Here is a 17,478-nt window from a genome sequence, read left to right on the forward strand (position 1 = left end):
CGAAAGGCCCCCGGAGTCCTCCGGGGGCCTTCGTCGTGCTCGGCGCGGGTGGCTACGCCTTGGTGAGGTCCTCGATCTCCTCCTCGGGCTCACGGCCCGGGGTGGCGAGGTTGAACTTGGTGATCGCGAAGCGGAACACGAAGTAGTAGATCGCGCCGAACGCCAGGCCGATGGGGATGATCAGCCAGGGCTTGGTGGCGAGGTTCCAGTTCAGGGCGTAGTCGATGAAGCCGGCGGAGAAGGTGAAGCCCGCGTGCACCCCGAGCGCCCAGGTGACCGCCATGGAGAGCGCGGTGAGCACCATGTGGATGACGTACAGCAGCGGGGCGATGAACATGAACGAGAACTCGATCGGCTCGGTCACACCGGTCACGAAGGAGGTCAGTGCCACCGAGATCATCATGCCCATCACGGCCTTGCGGCGCTCCGGGCGGGCGGTGTGGGCGATGGCGAGCGCGGCGGCCGGCAGGCCGAACATCATGATCGGGAAGAAGCCCGACATGAACTGTCCGGCGGTCGGGTCACCGGCGAAGAAGCGGGTCAGGTCGCCGTGGACGATGTCACCGGAGGCCTCCTTGAAGTCGCCGATCTGGAACCAGGCGACGGAGTTCACGAACTGGTGCATGCCGACCGGGATGAGACCACGGTTGATCAGACCGAACAGAGCGGCTCCGAAGGCCCCGAGGCCGGTGATCCACTCGCCGAGGTTGGAGATGCCCTCGCCGATCGGCTTCCAGACCAGGCCGAAGAAGACGCCCATGAGCGTGCCGACGAAGGCCATGACGATCGGCACCAGACGGCGGCCGTTGAAGAAGCCGAGCCAGTCCACCAGCTTCTTGCGGTGGTAGCGCTGCCACAGTACGGCGGACAGCAGACCCATCAGGATGCCGCCGAGGACGCCCGGGTTGTTGTAGGTCGCGGCTATGTCTGCGCCGGCCTGGACCTTGGCCTCGGTGACCGGGAACGCCTTCAGGACGTTGCTGTAGACCAGGAAGCCGACCAGCGCGGCGAGGGCCGTCGAACCGTCCGCCTTCTTGGCGAAGCCGATCGCGACGCCGATGCAGAACAGCATCGGCAGGTTGTCGAAGAGGGCGCCGCCGGCGGTGGCGAACACCGCCGTGACCTTGGCCGGCAGGTGGAGTTTGTCCTGCACGTCCTGCTGGCCGAGGCGGAGCAGAATGCCCGCCGCCGGCAGGACGGCGATGGGAAGCTGAAGGCTGCGGCCGACCTTCTGCAGGCCTTGGATCAGGCTGGATCCCCACTTCTTCGCGGGGGCCGCCGTAGGCGCGGTGGCGGTGCTCATGGTTCCTCCATCTGGGTGATGGTCTACACCACTCAGTGGTGTAGACCATGTTGTAGCAGATGAAGATGGCATAAGGAACCCGCGGTTCCAGTAATCGTAGGGCTACTTTCGGCTATGGCCTGAACTACGCCTGGGTGACGTCCTCGTGCTCCTCCTCCGGCTCCCCGCCCGGAATCCGCGGTCGTCGCCGGATTCCAGTTGACGACATAGACGCACCCGTCAACAGCGCGTGCACCGCATGGAGGAGGGGAGCGACGAACAGGAACGCGTACTCGATCGGCTCGGCGATCCCGATGGCGAACGCGGTCAGTGCGACAGAGAGCATCAGACCCCCGACCTCCTTACGACGGGCCGGCCGCGCGGACATCATGATCGAGAAGAAACCCGAGGTGAACCGCCCCGCACCCGGATCGAGGGTTGGCGACCGCCTGCCATGTGGTGTAGACCAGTTACCGACGATTGGGTTGCTGTGACGTCATCCTTCGGTACGCACGACACAATCGCTCGCGAAACTGGGCCAACCGTGCGTGAGGAGACCGACATGGCCACCAAGGCAGAGAAGATCGTCGCAGGGCTCGGCGGCATCGAGAACATCGAAGAGATCGAGGGCTGCATCACCCGCCTCCGCACCGAGGTCTCCGACCCCACACTCGTCGACGACGCCGCCCTCAAGGCCGCCGGCGCCCACGGCGTCGTCAAGATGGGCACCGCCATCCAGGTCGTCATCGGCACCGACGCCGACCCGATCGCCGCGGAAATCGAAGACATGATGTGAACCGCCCGGCTCCCCCCGGCAGAGGCTCCTCCCCATGCGGGAGGAGCCCCTCCCGCATGTCCCGCTAGGCTCGGCGCCATGTCACGCATCGACGGCCGCACCCCCGCCCAGCTCCGCCCCGTAACCATCGAACGCGGCTGGAGCAAGCACGCCGAAGGCTCCGTCCTCGTCTCCTTCGGCGACACCAGGGTCTTCTGCACCGCCTCCGTCACCGAAGGCGTCCCCCGCTGGCGCAAGGGAAGCGGCGAGGGCTGGGTCACCGCCGAATACTCCATGCTGCCCCGCGCCACCAACACCCGCGGCGACCGCGAGTCCGTCCGCGGCAAGATCGGCGGCCGCACCCACGAGATCTCCCGCCTCATCGGCCGCTCCCTCCGCGCCGTCATCGACTACAAGGCGCTCGGCGAGAACACCATCGTCCTCGACTGCGACGTCCTCCAGGCCGACGGCGGCACCCGCACCGCGGCCATCACCGGCGCCTACGTCGCCCTCGCCGACGCCATCACCTGGGCCCAGGGCAAGAAACTGATCAAGGCCGGCCGCCAGCCCCTGACCGGCACCGTCTCCGCCGTCTCCGTCGGCATCGTCGGCGGCATCCCCCTCCTCGACCTCTGCTACGAGGAAGACGTCAAAGCCGACACCGACATGAACGTCGTCTGCACCGGCGACGGCCGCTTCGTCGAGGTCCAGGGCACCGCGGAAGCCGAACCCTTCGCCCGCGAAGAACTCAACTCCCTGCTGGACCTGGCCGTTTCCGGCTGCACGGAACTCGCGCGCATCCAGCGCGCCGCACTTGATACGGTCCTCGAAAAGTAAAGAGCACGCCAAGAACGACGGCGCGCGGTGGCAACCCCACCGCGCGCCCCGGCGTCTTCGCCAGTACGCAGGACACCAACGGGGAGGAACACAGCAATGGCCATGTCCGCGAGCCGCCGACACCGAGGCCTGGGCCGCCGTATCACCATCACCGCCGGCACCGCGGCCGTCGCCCTCACCATCGGCCTCACGGCCACCGGCTGCGACGCCGTGAACAAGGCACTGGACTGCGTCCAGACCGCCGACGCCATCGCCGACAGCGTCACCGACCTCCAACAGGCCGTGGAGAACGCCTCGAACGACCCGACGCAACTGGACGAGTCCCTCACCTCCATCGACAACAACCTCGACAAGATCGGCGACAAGACCGACAACGCCGACGTCAACAAGGCCGTCGACGACCTCCAGAAAGCCGTCACCAACGTCCGTACGGCGGTCGACAACGGCGACAACACACCCGACCTCAGCCCCGTCACCGACGCGGCGGGCGAACTGACCAAGGTCTGCACGCCGTAAGCAGCCGGTTGAGGGACTCGGGATACTGATGGGCATGACCCGCCTGATCCTCGCCACCCGCAACACCGGAAAGATCACCGAACTGAGGTCGATCCTCGCCGACGCAGGGCTCCCCCACGACCTGCTCGGCGCGGACGCCTACCCCGACATCCCCGACGTCAAGGAAACCGGCGTCACCTTCGCCGAGAACGCCCTCCTCAAGGCCCACGCCCTCGCCCAGGCCACGGGCCTCCCCGCGGTGGCCGACGACTCCGGCCTCTGCGTCGACGTCCTCAACGGCGCCCCGGGCATCTTCTCGGCCCGCTGGGCGGGCAGACACGGCGACGACCGCGCCAACCTGGAACTCCTCCTGGCCCAGCTCTCGGACATCGCCGACGAACACCGCGGCGCCCACTTCGCCTGCGCCGCCGCCCTGGCCCTCCCGGACGGCACGGAACGCGTGGTCGAGGGCCGCCTGACCGGCGTCCTCCGCCACACCCCTTCGGGCACGAACGGCTTCGGCTACGACCCGATCCTCCAGCCGAAGGGCGAGACGCGCACCTGCGCCGAGCTGAGCGCCGACGAGAAAAACGCGATCAGTCATCGGGGGCAGGCGTTCAGGGGGTTGGTGGCGGTGATTCGGGAGTTGGTGGGCTGAACCAAGAAGGAGGGGCCGCCCGGCTGGGCGACCCCTCTTTGCGTGCGGCCGGTGGGACTCGAACCCACACGGGCTTTCGCCCACGGCGTTCTAAGCGCCGCTTGGCTGCCAGTTACAACACGGCCGCGTGTACGGCCATGCTACCGGTCATGTTGCGTTTGCCTGAGGGGAACGTCGGCGGCCCCCTCGGCACCAGGTACTTGTGACCGCATGACAGTTGGGACACAGCAACCGCAAATTCTCCCGCCGGTCGTCGCTCCGGTCCCCGTTGATGTGATCGACCTCCAGGGTCATGGGCTTGCCGAGCCACTCGGGGCCGACGCCGCAGCCGGCGCACAGTTCCGGTTCGCCCACTTCCAGGAGCGCCCTGCGCAGCAGATGTGTTCTCGTCCGTCGCTCGCCATCGTGCTGGATGAGAATGTCCGCTGCGCGCTTCAGCGGGGTTGTGCCTTGTCTGCCCCTCTGATGCGCCTGTCCCAGGAAGTGGGAGGTGTCGAGGCCGACCTCCGCGACCCATTGGCCGAGCAGGCTGCGCAGTCTGCTGTTGTACGGCTCCATTCCCAGGGCGCGGAGCGTGTCCGCGACGGAAGTCGCGTCCTCGACTGCGCGGCGCAACTCGTCCGTGGCGGGTCTGGTGGGCGCCACCGTCGTCCGCCTCCTGCGGGGCATATGAGAGACGTCGATTCCGAAGTGGTCAAAGCGCCGGAAGAGGTGCTGGCGGAGGTTGCCGTAAGGCCGTGTACCGAAGAAGGCGATAACCTCGTCGATACCGGAACACTGTGCGGCGGCCTGGGCAAGTCGCTCCCGGGTGTACGGCTCCCCGCGGCTCACGGCCTGCGCCCCTTGCCGCGACCTCGATAACTGTCCGTGGTTGAGTGGCAGTTTGGGCACAAGAATCGCAGGTTCTCGATCCGGTTGTCGCGCCAGTTGCCGTCGATGTGGTCGACTTCCATCGGCAGCGGATGTCCTCGCCAGGCGGCGCCGATCCCGCAGAGGGCGCACTGCTCGGACATCCCCGAGACTGTCATCGCCCACCTCAGGCGGTCGCTCGGGATGCGTCTGGCCTGACCGGCCGGCTGCTCCACGAGCAGGCCCTCAGGTGTCCGAGGCCGCCACGGTTTGCCCCTCCGGGTCGGTACCTGAAAATGCGACGTGTCGATCCCGTACGCCCTGATCCGGCGGCTGATGTGCGTGTGCTGTCCCCCGACAACCTCCACTCCGAGCCGCCGCAACACCTCGCACATGTTCGTCGAGGACGCCACCGCCGACTCCAGGATCTCCTTCGTCCACTTCACCCCCTCCCGCTCGAAGTGCGACGTGTCCACGCCCAGCTTCCTCATCCGCTCCCGGATGTAGCCCCGCGTCGAACTCTCCGGCTCCACCCCCAGCCTCTCCAGTGCCTCGGACAGTGTCCGAGCTCCCCGGGCCGCCTCTTCCAGCCGCTCCCTCGTGTACGCACTCGCGCCCACGCAAACCCCCTCCGTCCCCGCCCACCCGTTCGTGGCTTCGTACGGAGTAACGAACCGTTTATCGGACAGTCACGCCCGGAATGTGAAAGCGGCCTGTGGCGGGGGTCACCCCCGGCACAGGCCGCGGAAGAGCGGAAGAGGGGGTCCTCAGATGCCCAGGTCCTTGATGATCTTGGCTACGTGGCCGGTCGCGCGGACGTTGTACAGGGCGTGTTCGACCTTGCCCTCCTCGTCGACAACGATCGTGGAGCGGATGACGCCCATGTACGTCTTGCCGTAGTTCTTCTTCTCGCCGAAGGCGCCGTACGCGTCGAGGACGGACTTGTCCTGGTCGGCCAGGAGGGTGACCTTCAGGGACTCCTTCTCGCGGAATTTGCCGAGCTTCTCGGGGGAGTCCGGGGAGATGCCGATGACGTCGTACCCCGCGCCGGCCAGGAGGTCGAGGTTGTCCGTGAAGTCGCAGGCCTGCTTGGTGCAGCCGGGTGTCAGGGCCGCCGGGTAGAAGTACACGATGACCTTGCGGCCCTTGTGGGAGGAAAGGGACACCTCGTTGCCGTCGGCGTCCGGGAGGGTGAAGGCGGGGGCCACGTCCCCGGGCTGGAGTCGCTCGCTCATCGGTCCAGCGTAACGGGGGGTCCTGGCAGTGCGGCGGCGAGCGGAACTGACAGACTGTCCAGAACAGACACAGTTGACTTCGGAGGCCTCACCGTGGCGGACACGTCGGACACCAGAACCCCGGCGCAGATCGAGGCGGACATCAAGGCCCGCCGTGCAGTCCTGGCCGAGACGCTGGACGAGATCGGGGTGCGGGTGCACCCGAAGACCATCGTCGGTGACGCCAAGGCAAAGGTCGTCGCCAATGTCGACCACACCCTCGGGAAGGCCTATGTCCAGGTCAACCGGGTCGTGACCGATGTGAAGGCGCAGTTCGTGGACGAGGAGGGGGCGCCGCGGCTGGAGCGGGTCGTGCCCGTGGTGGTCGTCGTGGTCGGGTTGGTGGGGCTGCTCGCGTTCGGCTCCTCCAGGCGCCGGAAGGCGTAGGGCGGGTCGTGAGGGCCCACCCGGCGGCTGCCCCGTACGGCTATGGCAGGTAGGTTCGAGGCGTGAGCGGTAACAGAAGCGACCACAGCGGTCCCCAGCACGACAAGCTGCCCATCCGGATGCTCCACGACCGAGTCCTCGTGCGGCAGGACGCGAGCGAGGGTGAGCGGCGTTCCGGTGGAGGCATTCTGATCCCGGCGACGGCGGCCGTGGGCCGTCGGCTGGCGTGGGCGGAGGTCGTCGCGGTGGGGCAGAACGTACGGACCGTGGAGCCGGGTGACCGGGTCCTGTACGACCCGGAGGACCGGGCCGAGGTGGAGGTGCGGGGCGTGGCCTATGTGCTGATGCGTGAGCGTGATCTGCACGCGGTGGCCGCGGACCGGTTCGAGGGTTCTGAGGACACGACGGGCCTGTATCTGTAGGAGGACGGTGAGAGGGGCCCGGTGACGACGGTCGCCGGGCCCCTCTCTCGTCCGTTCTAGGTGCCGGTGCCCGTCGTCGTGCCCGCGGAGCCGCTGCCCGGGGTGCTGCCGTCTCCGGTGCCGGCGTCGGTGTTCCCGGCGTCGGTGTTGCCCGCGGTGGTGCCGGCGTTGGTGTTGCCGGCGTCGGTGTTGCCCGCGGTGGTGCCGGCGTCGGTGGTGCCGGCGTCGGTGTTGCCGGCGGACGTGCCGCTGGTGGGCGTGCTGCCGGTCGGTGTGCCGCCGTCGGTGCCCTGGGTCTGGCCCTGTGTGGTGGCCTGGTCGTCCGGGCTGCCCGAGGTGTCGTCGTCGGGGCTGCCGGTGGGTTCGTCCGAGGAGGAGCTGGACGGGGGCGCGGCCTCCACGGAGCCCTCGCGGACGTTGAGGTCGAAGTCGTGGGCGGGGGTGCCCTTCAGGGCTTCCTTGGTGAACTGGGCCCAGATCTCGGTGGGCGCGCCGCCGCCGTTGATGCGGGGGAGGCCCAGGGCGCCCTTGAGTGACTTGTGCTTGGCGGTCTCGGGGTCCTGGCCCATGACGGCGACGACGGTGGCGAGGTCGGGGGTGTAGCCGGCGAACCAGGCGGCCTGGTCCTCCTCGGCCGTGCCGGTCTTGCCGGCGGCGGGGCGGCCGGCGTTGAGGGCGGCGGTGGCGGTGCCGTTCTGGACGACGCTGCGCAGGACGGAGGTGGTGGTGTCGGCGGCGGTGCGGCTGACGGCCTGCTCTGCTTTGGGTTTGGGCAGGTCGATGATGGTCTTGCCGTTCTTGGTGATCTTCTGGACGATCGTGTACGTGCCGTGTTTGCCGTGGTTGGCGAGGGTGGCGTAGGCCTCGGCCATGTCGAGGACGCTTGCGGTGGCCGTGCCGAGGGCGATGGACGGGTAGGGCTGGAGGTCGGGGGTGTTGGAGGGCAGGCCGAGGTTGATCGCGGTCTGCTTGACCTTGGTGGGGCCGACGTCGACGGCCATCTGTGCGTACACGGAGTTCACCGACTTGTCGGTGGCCTCGCGCACGGTGATGTTGCCGTAGCTGGCGTAGTCCTCGTTCTCGGGGGCGTAGGTGCCGCCGCTCCAGCCTTGTACGGGGCGTTTGTTGGTGCCGTCGTAGACGGTGTTCGGGGTGATCTCGCGGCCGTCCTGGGTGTTGGAGTCGTTCTGGATGGCGGAGGCGAGGACGAACGGTTTGAAGGTGGAGCCGACCTGGAAGTCCCGGCGGGTGGCGTTGTTGGTGTACTGCTTGACGTAGTCGATGCCGCCGTAGAGGGCGAGGACTTCGCCGGTCTTGGGGTCGACGGCGGCGCCGCCTGCGCGGACGTAGGTGTCGACCTTGCGGTTCTTCTTGTCGAGCTTGTCCATCAGGTTGTCGTTGACGGCGTCGACGAAGGCGTCCTGCTTCTTCTTCTGCAGGGTGGTGGTGATGCGGTAGCCGCCGGTGTCGAGCTCGTCCGAGGTGACGATCTTGTTCTCGCGCAGGTAGTCCTTGATCGCGTTGACGAGGTAGCCGCGCTGTCCGGACATGCCGGTGGAGGCGCCGGAGTTCTCCCTGGGCGTGGGGAACTTCATGCCCTCGCGTTTGGACTCGGTGAGCCAGCCCTTGGTGACCATGCCGTCGAGGACGTAGTTCCAGCGGGCTTCGGCGGCCTTCTTGTTCTCGGGGTGGGCGATCACGTCGTACTCGCTGGGCGCGTTGACCAGTGCGGCGAGGTAGGCGCCCTGTTCGGGGCTGAGTTCGGCGGCGTCGATGCCGTAGTAGGCCTTGGCGGCGGCCTGGATGCCGTAGGCGTTGCGGCCGAAGAAGCTGGTGTTGAGGTAGCCCTCGAGGATGGCGTCCTTGGACTTCTCGCGGTCGAGCTTGATCGAGATGAAGAACTCCTTCACCTTGCGCTTGGCGGTCTGTTCCTGCGCGAGGTAGTAGTTCTTGACGTACTGCTGGGTGATCGTGGAGCCGGACTGCTTGCCCTTGCCGGTGGCGGTGTTCCAGCCGGCGCGCAGCATCGCCTTGGGGTCGATGGCGGACTCGTTGTAGAAGTCGCGGTCCTCGGCGGCCAGGACGGCGTGCTGGGCGTCCTTGGAGATCTGCGCGAGGGTGACGTTCTCCCGGTTGATCTCGCCGTCGCGGGCGATCTCGGTGCCGTCGGCGTACAGGTAGACGTTGGACTGCTTGGTGGCGAGGGCGTTGGCCGGCGGGATCTTGACCATCGAGTAGCCGAGGAAGAACAGGCCGACGAGGAGCGCGCCGCCGACGACGAATGTGGCGAGCACCATCTTCCAGGTGGGGACCAGGCGCCGCCAGCCGGTGCGTTTGGGTCGCTTCGGCACGGGGCCGTCCCCCAGGGGTTCGCTCGGTGCCCAGCCGTCGTTCGGCTGCTGGGGCTGTGGCTCGCTACTCATGTGTTGCTCGGACTCCTGTTTCGCGTCGTACGTTTCCGTACGCCTCGTACGCCTTCTGCGCCCTCTGTCGAAGACTCTCGCACCGAGCGTTCCGTTCCCGGCAATCGGCACGCGTTGCGGGGGAAAACGCGTGGCAGGTCACTGTGCTCGCGCACTAGGCTCCTGCGCTTCGGTGTCGCGCTTCCCATCGCGCTTCGGTGCCGAAGTGGTCGCAGTGGGAGACGAACGGGCGAGGAGGAAGGTTGCCGTGGGATCGGCGCGGTTGTACGCGGCCGTCGCAGCGGGGGGTTTCAGACGGTACGCGACGTATCGGGCGGCCACTGCCGCGGGGGTGTTCACCAATACCGTTTTCGGCCTGATCCTCGTCTACACATACCTGGCGTTGTGGGACGAGCGGCCGCACCTGGGGGGTTACGACCAGGCGCAGGCGGTGACGTTCGTGTGGCTGGGGCAGGCGTTCTACGCGACGCTGGCGATCCAGGGCGGCGGTTTCGAGATGGAGTTCATGGAGCGGATCCGCAGTGGTGCGGTGGCGATCGATCTGTACCGGCCGGCGGATCTGCAGGTGTGGTGGCTGGCGAACGACATGGGGCGGGCGATGTTCCAGTTGCTCGGGCGGGGGGTGGTTCCGTTCGTCTTCGGGGCGCTGTTCTTCCCCACGGCGCTGCCGTCCGATCCGGTGGTCTGGCTGACCTTCCTGGTGGCGCTGGTGTTGGCGATGCTGGTGAGCTTCGGGATCCGGTTCCTGGTGGCGCTGAGCGGGTTCTGGCTGCTGGACGGCACGGGCGCGCTGCAGGTCATGATGGTCACGGGGATCTTCTGTTCGGGGATGACGCTGCCGTTGAACGCGTTTCCGGAGCCGTACGGCGATGTCGTGAGTGCGCTGCCGTGGGCGGCGCAGCTCCAGATGCCCGCGGATCTGCTGTTCGGGCGGGCCGATCCGCTGCCGGTGTTCGCTTTCCAGGCGGTGTGGGCGGTGGTGCTGTTGGGGGCGGGGCGGCTGGTGCAGTCGGCCGCGATGCGCCGGGTGGTGGTTCAGGGTGGGTGATCGGGGCCGTCTGGCGGAGGGTCTGCGGGCCTACGTCCTGATCTCCGCGATGTGGATCCGCTCCACGCTCGCGTACCGGATGTCCTTCGCGATGACGGCGTTGGGCGGTGTGGTGGTCACGGGTCTGGACTTTGTCGCGATCTTGCTCATGTTCTCGCAGGTCGACACGCTCGGCGGCTACCGGTTGCCCGAGGTGGCGTTCCTGTACGGCCTGTCGGCGACGGCCTTCGGGATCGCGGATCTGACCATGGGCTCGGCAGGGCGGCTCGGCACGCGGGTGCGTGACGGCACGCTGGACACGCTGCTGGTGCGTCCCGCGCCGGTGCTGGCCCAGGCCGCCGCGGACCGTTTCGCGCTGCGCCGGATCAGCCGCATCACGCAGGGGACGCTGGTGCTGGGCTATGCGCTGGTCGCCCTCGACGTCGCCTGGACGCCGCTGAAGGTGCTGCTGGTGCCGGTGACGGTGTTGTCCGGCGGGGTGATCTTTTCGGCGGTGTTCGTGGTGGGCGCGGCGTTCCAGTTCGTGACGCAGGACGCGGCGGAGGTGCAGAACGCTTTCACGTTCGGTGGCCAGACGCTGTTGCAGTATCCGCCGACGGTGTTCGGCAGGGACCTGGTGCGCGGGGTGACGTTCGTGTTCCCGCTGGCCTTCGTCAACTGGGTTCCGGCGTCCTATGTGCTGGGGCGCCCGTATCCGCTCGATCTGCCGGTGTGGACGGCGTTCGCGCCGCCGCTGGTGGCGGCGGTGTGCTGTGTGCTGGCGGGGCTGGCGTGGCGGGCGGGTCTCAGGTCGTATCGGAGTACCGGGAGTTGAGCGTGGCCGACATGGATGTGACTGCTTTCATCGAACTTGAGCGTGTCGAGAAGGTCTTCGAGGTGCGGAAGAAGACCGGGTTCCTGAAGCGGGAGGTGCGGCGGGTGCGGGCGGTCGACGCGATCTCCTTCACCGTGGCGCGTGGCGAGATGGTCGGCTACATCGGGCCGAACGGGGCGGGGAAGTCGACGACGATCAAGATGCTGACCGGCATTCTGACGCCGAGCGGGGGCAGGCTGAGGGTCGCGGGCATCGATCCGTCCCGCGAGCGCACCCGTCTCGCGCACCGCATCGGGGTCGTGTTCGGGCAGCGCACGACGCTCTGGTGGGACCTGCCTCTGATCGACTCCTACCGGTTGATGCACCGCATGTACCGCATCCCGGACGCCCGTTACCGCGAGAACCTCGATCGTCTCGTCGAACTCCTCGATTTGGCCGACCTGTTGGATGTGCCGGTGCGGCAGCTCTCCCTGGGGCAGCGGATGCGCGGCGACATCGCGGCGGCCCTGCTGCACGACCCGGAGGTGCTCTACCTCGACGAGCCGACGATCGGCCTGGACGTCGTGTCGAAGGCGCGGGTGCGGGAGTTCCTGCGCGAGCTGAACACCGAGCGCGGTACGACGGTCCTGCTCACCACCCATGATCTGCAGGACATCGAGCAGTTGTGTTCCCGGGTGATGGTGATCGACCACGGGCGTCTGGTCTACGACGGTGCGCTCGCCGGTCTGCACGAGGCGGGTGGCAGTGAGCGCACCCTGGTCGTGGACCTGGAGCGGGAGCTGCCGCCGATCGAGGCGGGTCCGGCGGCGCGGGTGGTGCGGGTGGAGGGGCCGCGGCAGTGGCTGGCGTTCCCGGCGTCGGAGTCGGCGGCTCCGCTGGTGGCGCGGATCGCGGCGGAGTATCCGTTGGTGGACCTCTCCGTCCGTGAGCCGGACATCGAGGCCGTCATCGCGGAGATGTACGGCGAGCGGGAGGTCCGGGAGACCGTAGTGCCCGGCGCCCAGAGCTCGTAGGCTGCCGGTATGACCGACGACGCAGTCCCGGACCTGCGAGCCTCCGACGCCGATCGTGAGCGGGTCGCCGAGGTCCTGCGGGACGCCCTCGCCGAGGGCCGGCTCGACATGGCGGAGTTCGAGGAGCGGCTGGAGCAGACGTACGCGGCGCGGACGTACGGCGAGTTGACGCCGATCACCCGCGATCTGCCGGTCGCCGGGGTGGCGCCGCCGCCCGTCGTGTCACTGCGCAAGGACCCGGCGGTGGACGGGCCGTGGGCGGGGCGGATCGTGGGCGGCGAGGGTTCGTCGGACCGGGCCGTGGCGGTGATGTCCGGCTTCCAGCGCAGGGGCCGCTGGATCGTGCCGCGGCGCTTGCACTGCGTCGCGTTCTGGGGCGGCGGGGAGATCGATCTGCGCGAGGCGGACTTCGCGGCGGCCGAGGTCGAGATCAACTGTGTGGCGATCATGGGCGGGGTGCAGATCGTGGTGCCGCCCGGGGTCGAGGTCGTGGTGCGGGGGGTCGGGATCATGGGCGGGTTCGACCAGCGGGAGACGGGGGTGCCGGGTGATCCGGGGGCGCCCCGGGTGGTGGTGAGCGGGTTCGCGTTCTGGGGCGGGGTCGGGGTGGAGCGCAAGCAGACCCGGGCGGCGCGGCAGCGGGAGAAGCTGGAACGGCGGGAGGCCAGGCGGGAACTCCGCGACGGGGGCAGCTGAAGCGGTGCTGCCCGCGGCCGTTGGAGCCATGCTGCCCGGGGCTGTTGGAGCGGTGCTACAGCCGTGCCGGTGTCGAGCCCTTCAGGTCCGCCAGGTCGAGCGTTTCCGCCATCTCCCGGTACCCGCGGTCGCTCGGGTGGAGGTGGTCGCCGGAGTCGTAGTCAGGGGCGAGACTGCGCGGGTCGTACGGGTCGCGCAGCGCCTTGTCGAAGTCGACGACGGCGTCGAACACCTTGCCCGTCCTGATCGCCGCGTTGATCCGCTGCCTTACCGCCTCGCGGCCCGCGCTGTAGCCGGGGTGGCCGCCGAACGGCATGAGGGTGGCGCCGACGACCCTGACACCGCGGGCGTGGGCGCGGTCGGCGAGGGTGCGCAGGCCCGCGATGATCGCGTCGGGGTCGGCGAGCCGCGGGGCGCGCAGGATGTCGTTGATGCCGAGGTCGAGGACGACGACCCGGACGTCCGGGCGGGAGAGGACGTCCCCCTCGAAGCGGTTCAGGCCGGCGGCGCCGCGCAGGGGGCCGTCGGAGAGGAGCCGGTTGCCGCTGATGCCGGCGTTGACGACGCTGTAGCGGGGTGTGTCCGTCCCCGGCCGTACGGCGTCGCGGAGACGGTCGGCGAGGACATCGGGCCAGCGGCGGTCGGCACCCGGGGTGGAGGCGTACCCGTCGGTGATCGAGTCGCCGAAGGCGACGACCGTGCCGTTCGCCTCGTCGCTGAGCACGTCGACGGCCGTGAGATAGCGCCAGGACCGGCTGGTCCCGGTGTACGCGGTGCCGGTGACGTCCTCGGCGTACTCGCCGACGGCGAGGTAGCTGGTCTGCTGGGCGTGGGTGTGGAAGGTGACGGGCCCCGCGGAGGTGGGGGTGAAGGCGCTGACCAGGAGGTCGGTGTCGGGCGGGACGGCCAGGGCGGCGGCGTCGCTGACCGTCTGTCCGCCGGCCGGGACCGTGACCGCGGTGGCGCCGCCGAACGTGAGCCGGCGCAGGGTGCCGGTGACCGCGGCCGGGCCGCCGTCGTGCGCGGCGACGGCGAGCGTGGCGTGGGTGACGGTCAGCGGGCGGGTGCCGTAGAGGTTGGAGAGCGTGATCCGGGCACTCGTACCGCCGACGCTGGTGTGCACGACGTTGCGGACCGTGCGGCCCGCCGTGCCGGTGGCGGCGGTGCCGGGCTCGGCGCCGGCCGGGGCGGCGGCCCAGGTGCCGACCCAGACGCCGGTGGAGACGGGGGCGGCGGAACCGGCCCGGTCCTGGGACGCGGCGAGGGCGCTGCGCTCGCCGTGCGCGGCTCCGTGATCGGCCGCGACTCCCGCGTACAGCAGGGCGGACAGGCTCACGATCAGCGCGGCGACGGCGCAGAGCAGGGCATAACCACGACGCTTGACGGTCATGCGGGTGTGTTTCTCCTCGGTGAGGGAGCCGTGCGGCTCCGGATCATGCAGGAGTCTCACCGTTGAGCTCCCCCGTTCGTAGGACGCCGGGAACTCTTGTTTCGTTCCAGGAGTCGGTCAAGTAGGGACAATGTCTGCGTGCGGGACTCGGGGGACGGGGAACGGGTGGAGTTGATGGATCGTACGGAAGCAGTACCGAGCGGGCAGGGTCCGGCGCGGCAGATGACCGTCTTCAGCGCCGCCGACGAGGAGAAGCAGCGCGGGGTGCGGCGCATGAAGCTCACCGCGGCCGGTCTGCTGCTGTTCGTGGCCGTGGTGTACGTGCTGGCCGAGTGGGCCGGCCACCGCGGCGCGGGGGCCTGGGCGGGGTATGTGGCGGCGGCCGCGGAGGCGGGCATGGTGGGCGCGCTCGCCGACTGGTTCGCGGTCACCGCCCTCTTCCGCCACCCTCTCGGCCTGCCCATCCCGCACACCGCGATCATCCCGCACAAGAAGGACCAGCTGGGCGTCTCGCTCGGCGAGTTCGTCGGGGAGAACTTCCTCTCCGAGGACGTCGTACGGCAGCGGCTGCGGGCCGTCGGCATCGGCACCCGGCTCGGTGCCTGGCTGGCCGAACCGGCCCACGCCGACCGGGTGACGGCGGAGCTGGCGACCGCGCTGCGCGGCGCCCTGACCGTGCTGCGCGACTCGGACGTCCAGGCGGTGGTCGGGGAGGCGATCACCCGGCGGGCCGACGCCCAGGAGATCGCGCCCGGCATGGGCAAACTGCTGGAGAAGATCGTCGCGGACGGCGGCCACCGGCGGGCCGTGGACCTGGTGGTGGCCCGGGCCTACGACTGGCTGGTGCTGCACGCCGAATCCGTGATGGACGCGGTGGAGGGCGGCGCGCCCGGCTGGACCCCGCGCTTCGTCGACAAGCGGATCGGTGAGCGCGTCTACAAGGAACTGCTGCGCTTCTGCGCCGAGATCCGGGACATGCCCTCCCACCCGGCGCGCGGCGCCCTCGACCGCTTCCTCACCGACTTCGCCTCCGACCTGCAGTCCGACACCGACACACGGGTGCGGGTGGAGCGGCTCAAGGGCGAGGTGCTGGGCCGGGGCGAGGTGCAGGACCTGATCGCGTCCGCCTGGACCGCCGTCCGCTCCATGATCGTCGCGGCTGCGGAGGACGAGCGCAGCGAGCTGCGGCTGCGCGTACGGGCCTCGCTGCTCTCGCTGGGCGCCCGGATGGCCACCGAGCCCAAGGTGCAGCAGAAGGTCGACAGCTGGGTCGAGGGCGCGGCGGTGCACGTCGTGACCACCTACCGCAAGGAGATCACTTCCCTGATCACGGACACCGTCGCGAGCTGGGACGCCGAGCACACCACCCGCAAGATCGAGGCGAACATCGGCCGTGACCTGCAGTTCATCCGGATCAACGGCACGGTGGTGGGTTCGCTGGCGGGCCTGCTGATCTACACGGTGGCGAGGGCGCTGGGGGCGTGAGCGGGCGTAATCGGGAAGGCCGGGGGAACCCGCAGCGCCATGACCACCGCTCAGGCGGCGACCGGCCGCACCATCACCAGCAACATCCCCGCGCGCCTGGACCGGCTGCCCTGGTCGCGCTGGCACTGGACGATCGTCATCGGGCTCGGCACGGTGTGGATCCTGGACGGCCTCGAGGTCACGGTCGTCGGCAACATCGCGAGCCGCCTCTCCGAGCCCGGTTCCGGCCTGCCGATCACCTCCGGCCAGGTCACCGGTGTCGCGGCCGCCCTCTATGTCGCGGGTGCCTGCGCCGGAGCCCTCTTCTGGGGCCGGCTGACCGACCGCTGGGGCCGTAAACGGCTCTTCATGATCACCCTCGCGGTCTATCTGGCAGCCACCGCCCTCACCGCGGTCTCCTTCGACACCTGGTGGTTCCTGCTCTTCCGCTTCCTCACCGGCTTCGGCATCGGCGGCGAGTACGCGGCGATCAACTCGGCGATCGACGAGCTGATCCCGGCCCAGTACCGGGGCCGGGTCGACCTGATCATCAACGGCAGCTTCTGGCTGGGCGCCGTCGCCGGTTCACTGCTGTCGATCGTCGCGCTGAACACGGACATCTTCGCCGCGGACGTCGGCTGGCGGCTGACCTTCGCGCTCGGCGCGGTCCTCGCCCTGGTCATCCTCCTCGTCCGCCGCCATGTCCCCGAGAGCCCGCGGTGGCTGCTGATCCACGGCCGGGACCGGGAGGCGGAGGACATCGTGACGTCGATCGAGCGCCGCATCGAGGCCGAGAACGGCGATACCGAGCTGGCCCGCCCGGAGGGCGAACTCACCATCCACCAGCGCCGCAGCGTCTCCTTCGTCGAGATCGCCCGCACGGTGTTCTCCCAATACCGCCGCCGCTCGATCCTCGGCTTCGCCCTCTTCATCGGCCAGGCCTTCCTCTACAACGCGATCACCTTCGGCTTCGGCGCGATCCTGACCACGTTCTTCGACGTGCCGAGCGGCGACACCGGCTACTACTTCGCCGTCATCGCGATCGGCAACTTCTGCGGCCCGCTGCTGCTGGGCAGGCTGTTCGACACGGTCGGCCGCAGGGTGATGATCTCGTCGACGTACCTGCTGTCAGGTCTGCTGCTGTTCGGCACGGCCTGGCTGTTCGACCGGGGTTCGCTGAGCGCGACCACGATGACGGCCTGCTGGTGCGCGGTCCTGTTCTTCGCGTCGGCCGGCGCCTCCAGCGCGTACCTCACGGTCTCCGAGGTCTTCCCGATGGAGACCCGCGCCATGTCCATCGCCTTCTTCTACGCCCTCGGCACCGCGGCCGGCGGCATCAGCGGCCCCCTGCTGTTCGCCGACCTCACCGACACGGGCAAGGTCGGCGACACGGTCCTCGCCTTCTCCATCGGCGCGACCCTGATGTGCGCGGCGGGCCTGGTGGCGGCATTCCTGGCGGTGAACGCGGAACGCCGCTCCCTGGAGGACATCGCCCGCCCACTGACGGCGGCGGCATCAAAGGCAAGGGGAGCAACAACAGGCAAACTGAAGCAGTCGTCACCCGCGAAACCCGCGTAGCTGCGGGCAGTCGTGCCGCCGGGGCGATGGGGGAGGGTGGGCGCGGCGGCACCCCTCAGCGGGCAGCGCCTCG

At 69.2% G+C, this 17,478-nt stretch carries 17 protein-coding genes, 1 tRNA gene and 2 pseudogenes; 12 read left to right on the plus strand and 8 right to left on the minus strand.

What is annotated here, in order from left to right; translation table 11 throughout:
- Positions 1-52: 52 nt before the first annotated feature.
- Together ABT057_RS17155 and ABT057_RS17160 are read right to left on the minus strand one after the other, a co-directional pair.
- Positions 53-1,303 (minus strand): PTS transporter subunit EIIC, encoded by a 1,251-nt coding sequence (locus tag ABT057_RS17155; protein ID WP_352343865.1) that lies wholly within the window; start codon positions 1,301-1,303, stop codon positions 53-55.
- 196 nt (positions 1,304-1,499) lie between these two features.
- Positions 1,500-1,715 (minus strand): annotated as a pseudogene (locus ABT057_RS17160) (PTS transporter subunit EIIC); the annotation flags it as partial.
- Positions 1,716-1,844: 129 nt separating this feature from the next.
- Between ABT057_RS17160 and ABT057_RS17165 the strand changes: the two are divergent.
- The 4 genes from ABT057_RS17165 (at position 1,845) to rdgB (ending at position 4,047) form a co-directional block, all read left to right on the plus strand.
- Positions 1,845-2,078, plus strand: a complete 234-nt coding sequence (locus tag ABT057_RS17165; protein ID WP_352343867.1) for a PTS sugar transporter subunit IIB — start codon at positions 1,845-1,847, stop codon at positions 2,076-2,078.
- Between the two features lie 78 nt (positions 2,079-2,156).
- Complete coding sequence (gene rph / locus ABT057_RS17170; RefSeq protein ID WP_352343868.1) at positions 2,157-2,894, plus strand: ribonuclease PH; 738 nt, start codon at positions 2,157-2,159, stop codon at positions 2,892-2,894.
- Positions 2,895-2,996: 102 nt separating this feature from the next.
- Complete coding sequence (locus ABT057_RS17175) at positions 2,997-3,410, plus strand: hypothetical protein (RefSeq protein ID WP_352343951.1); 414 nt, start codon at positions 2,997-2,999, stop codon at positions 3,408-3,410.
- A gap of 34 nt (positions 3,411-3,444) precedes the next feature.
- Positions 3,445-4,047: an RdgB/HAM1 family non-canonical purine NTP pyrophosphatase gene (gene rdgB / locus ABT057_RS17180; protein ID WP_352343870.1), complete on the plus strand. Its 603-nt coding sequence runs from the start codon at positions 3,445-3,447 to the stop codon at positions 4,045-4,047.
- Positions 4,048-4,090: 43 nt separating this feature from the next.
- On the opposite strand, the gene ABT057_RS17185 is transcribed toward rdgB, so the two are convergent.
- The 4 genes from ABT057_RS17185 to bcp all read right to left on the minus strand — a co-directional run bounded on the left by ABT057_RS17185 (position 4,091) and on the right by bcp (position 6,131).
- A tRNA-Leu gene (locus ABT057_RS17185) sits at positions 4,091-4,174 on the minus strand.
- Positions 4,175-4,194: 20 nt separating this feature from the next.
- On the minus strand, positions 4,195-4,878 hold the full coding sequence (locus tag ABT057_RS17190) for an HNH endonuclease signature motif containing protein (protein WP_352343871.1): 684 nt from the start codon (positions 4,876-4,878) through the stop codon (positions 4,195-4,197).
- Positions 4,875-5,516 (minus strand): HNH endonuclease signature motif containing protein, encoded by a 642-nt coding sequence (locus ABT057_RS17195; RefSeq protein WP_352343872.1) that lies wholly within the window; start codon positions 5,514-5,516, stop codon positions 4,875-4,877. Before ABT057_RS17195 ends, ABT057_RS17190 begins: the two co-directional genes overlap by 4 nt.
- A 147-nt stretch (positions 5,517-5,663) precedes the next feature.
- Positions 5,664-6,131, minus strand: coding sequence for a thioredoxin-dependent thiol peroxidase (gene bcp, locus ABT057_RS17200; protein ID WP_352343874.1), 468 nt, complete (start codon positions 6,129-6,131; stop codon positions 5,664-5,666).
- A 93-nt stretch (positions 6,132-6,224) separates the two neighbouring features.
- Between bcp and ABT057_RS17205 the strand changes: the two genes are divergently transcribed.
- Together ABT057_RS17205 and ABT057_RS17210 are read left to right on the plus strand one after the other, a co-directional pair.
- Positions 6,225-6,557 carry a DUF3618 domain-containing protein gene (locus tag ABT057_RS17205; RefSeq protein ID WP_352343876.1) on the plus strand — a complete coding sequence of 111 codons (333 nt, stop codon included), beginning with the start codon at positions 6,225-6,227 and terminating at the stop codon, positions 6,555-6,557.
- A gap of 119 nt (positions 6,558-6,676) precedes the next feature.
- The gene (locus ABT057_RS17210; protein ID WP_179123375.1) at positions 6,677-6,979 is read left to right on the plus strand and encodes a GroES family chaperonin; all 303 of its coding nucleotides are present in this window, start codon (positions 6,677-6,679) and stop codon (positions 6,977-6,979) included.
- Between the two features lie 56 nt (positions 6,980-7,035).
- Here the strand turns inward: ABT057_RS17210 and ABT057_RS17215 are convergent, their stop codons facing one another.
- Positions 7,036-9,402 carry a transglycosylase domain-containing protein gene (locus ABT057_RS17215; RefSeq protein ID WP_352343878.1) on the minus strand — a complete coding sequence of 789 codons (2,367 nt, stop codon included), beginning with the start codon at positions 9,400-9,402 and terminating at the stop codon, positions 7,036-7,038.
- 247 nt (positions 9,403-9,649) lie between these two features.
- Here ABT057_RS17215 and ABT057_RS17220 point away from each other — a divergent pair, with 247 nt between their 5' ends.
- The 4 genes and pseudogenes from ABT057_RS17220 to ABT057_RS17235 form a co-directional block, all read left to right on the plus strand.
- Positions 9,650-10,450: an ABC transporter permease gene (locus tag ABT057_RS17220; protein WP_352343880.1), complete on the plus strand. Its 801-nt coding sequence runs from the start codon at positions 9,650-9,652 to the stop codon at positions 10,448-10,450.
- 148 nt (positions 10,451-10,598) lie between these two features.
- Entirely contained in the window at positions 10,599-11,264 is a 666-nt protein-coding gene (locus ABT057_RS17225) for an ABC transporter permease (protein ID WP_502973930.1), read from the plus strand.
- A gap of 11 nt (positions 11,265-11,275) precedes the next feature.
- Positions 11,276-12,277 carry an ABC transporter ATP-binding protein gene (locus tag ABT057_RS17230; RefSeq protein ID WP_352343882.1) on the plus strand — a complete coding sequence of 334 codons (1,002 nt, stop codon included), beginning with the start codon at positions 11,276-11,278 and terminating at the stop codon, positions 12,275-12,277.
- A 9-nt stretch (positions 12,278-12,286) separates the two neighbouring features.
- A pseudogene (locus ABT057_RS17235) lies at positions 12,287-12,958 on the plus strand (DUF1707 SHOCT-like domain-containing protein); the annotation flags it as partial.
- Between the two features lie 70 nt (positions 12,959-13,028).
- Here ABT057_RS17235 and ABT057_RS17240 read toward each other — a convergent pair.
- On the minus strand, positions 13,029-14,363 hold the full coding sequence (locus tag ABT057_RS17240; RefSeq protein WP_352343952.1) for an SGNH/GDSL hydrolase family protein: 1,335 nt from the start codon (positions 14,361-14,363) through the stop codon (positions 13,029-13,031).
- Between the two features lie 174 nt (positions 14,364-14,537).
- On the opposite strand from ABT057_RS17240, the gene ABT057_RS17245 reads away from it, so the two are divergent.
- Both ABT057_RS17245 and ABT057_RS17250 read left to right on the plus strand, forming a co-directional pair.
- Positions 14,538-15,848, plus strand: coding sequence for a DUF445 domain-containing protein (locus ABT057_RS17245; RefSeq protein ID WP_352343953.1), 1,311 nt, complete (start codon positions 14,538-14,540; stop codon positions 15,846-15,848).
- 39 nt (positions 15,849-15,887) lie between these two features.
- Positions 15,888-17,405 carry an MFS transporter gene (locus ABT057_RS17250; RefSeq protein WP_352343883.1) on the plus strand — a complete coding sequence of 506 codons (1,518 nt, stop codon included), beginning with the start codon at positions 15,888-15,890 and terminating at the stop codon, positions 17,403-17,405.
- The last annotated feature ends 73 nt before the right edge of the window (positions 17,406-17,478 follow it).

Origin of the sequence: Streptomyces sp. NPDC002588 (genome assembly GCF_040295925.1) — a bacterium.
Lineage (GTDB): Bacteria > Actinomycetota > Actinomycetes > Streptomycetales > Streptomycetaceae > Streptomyces.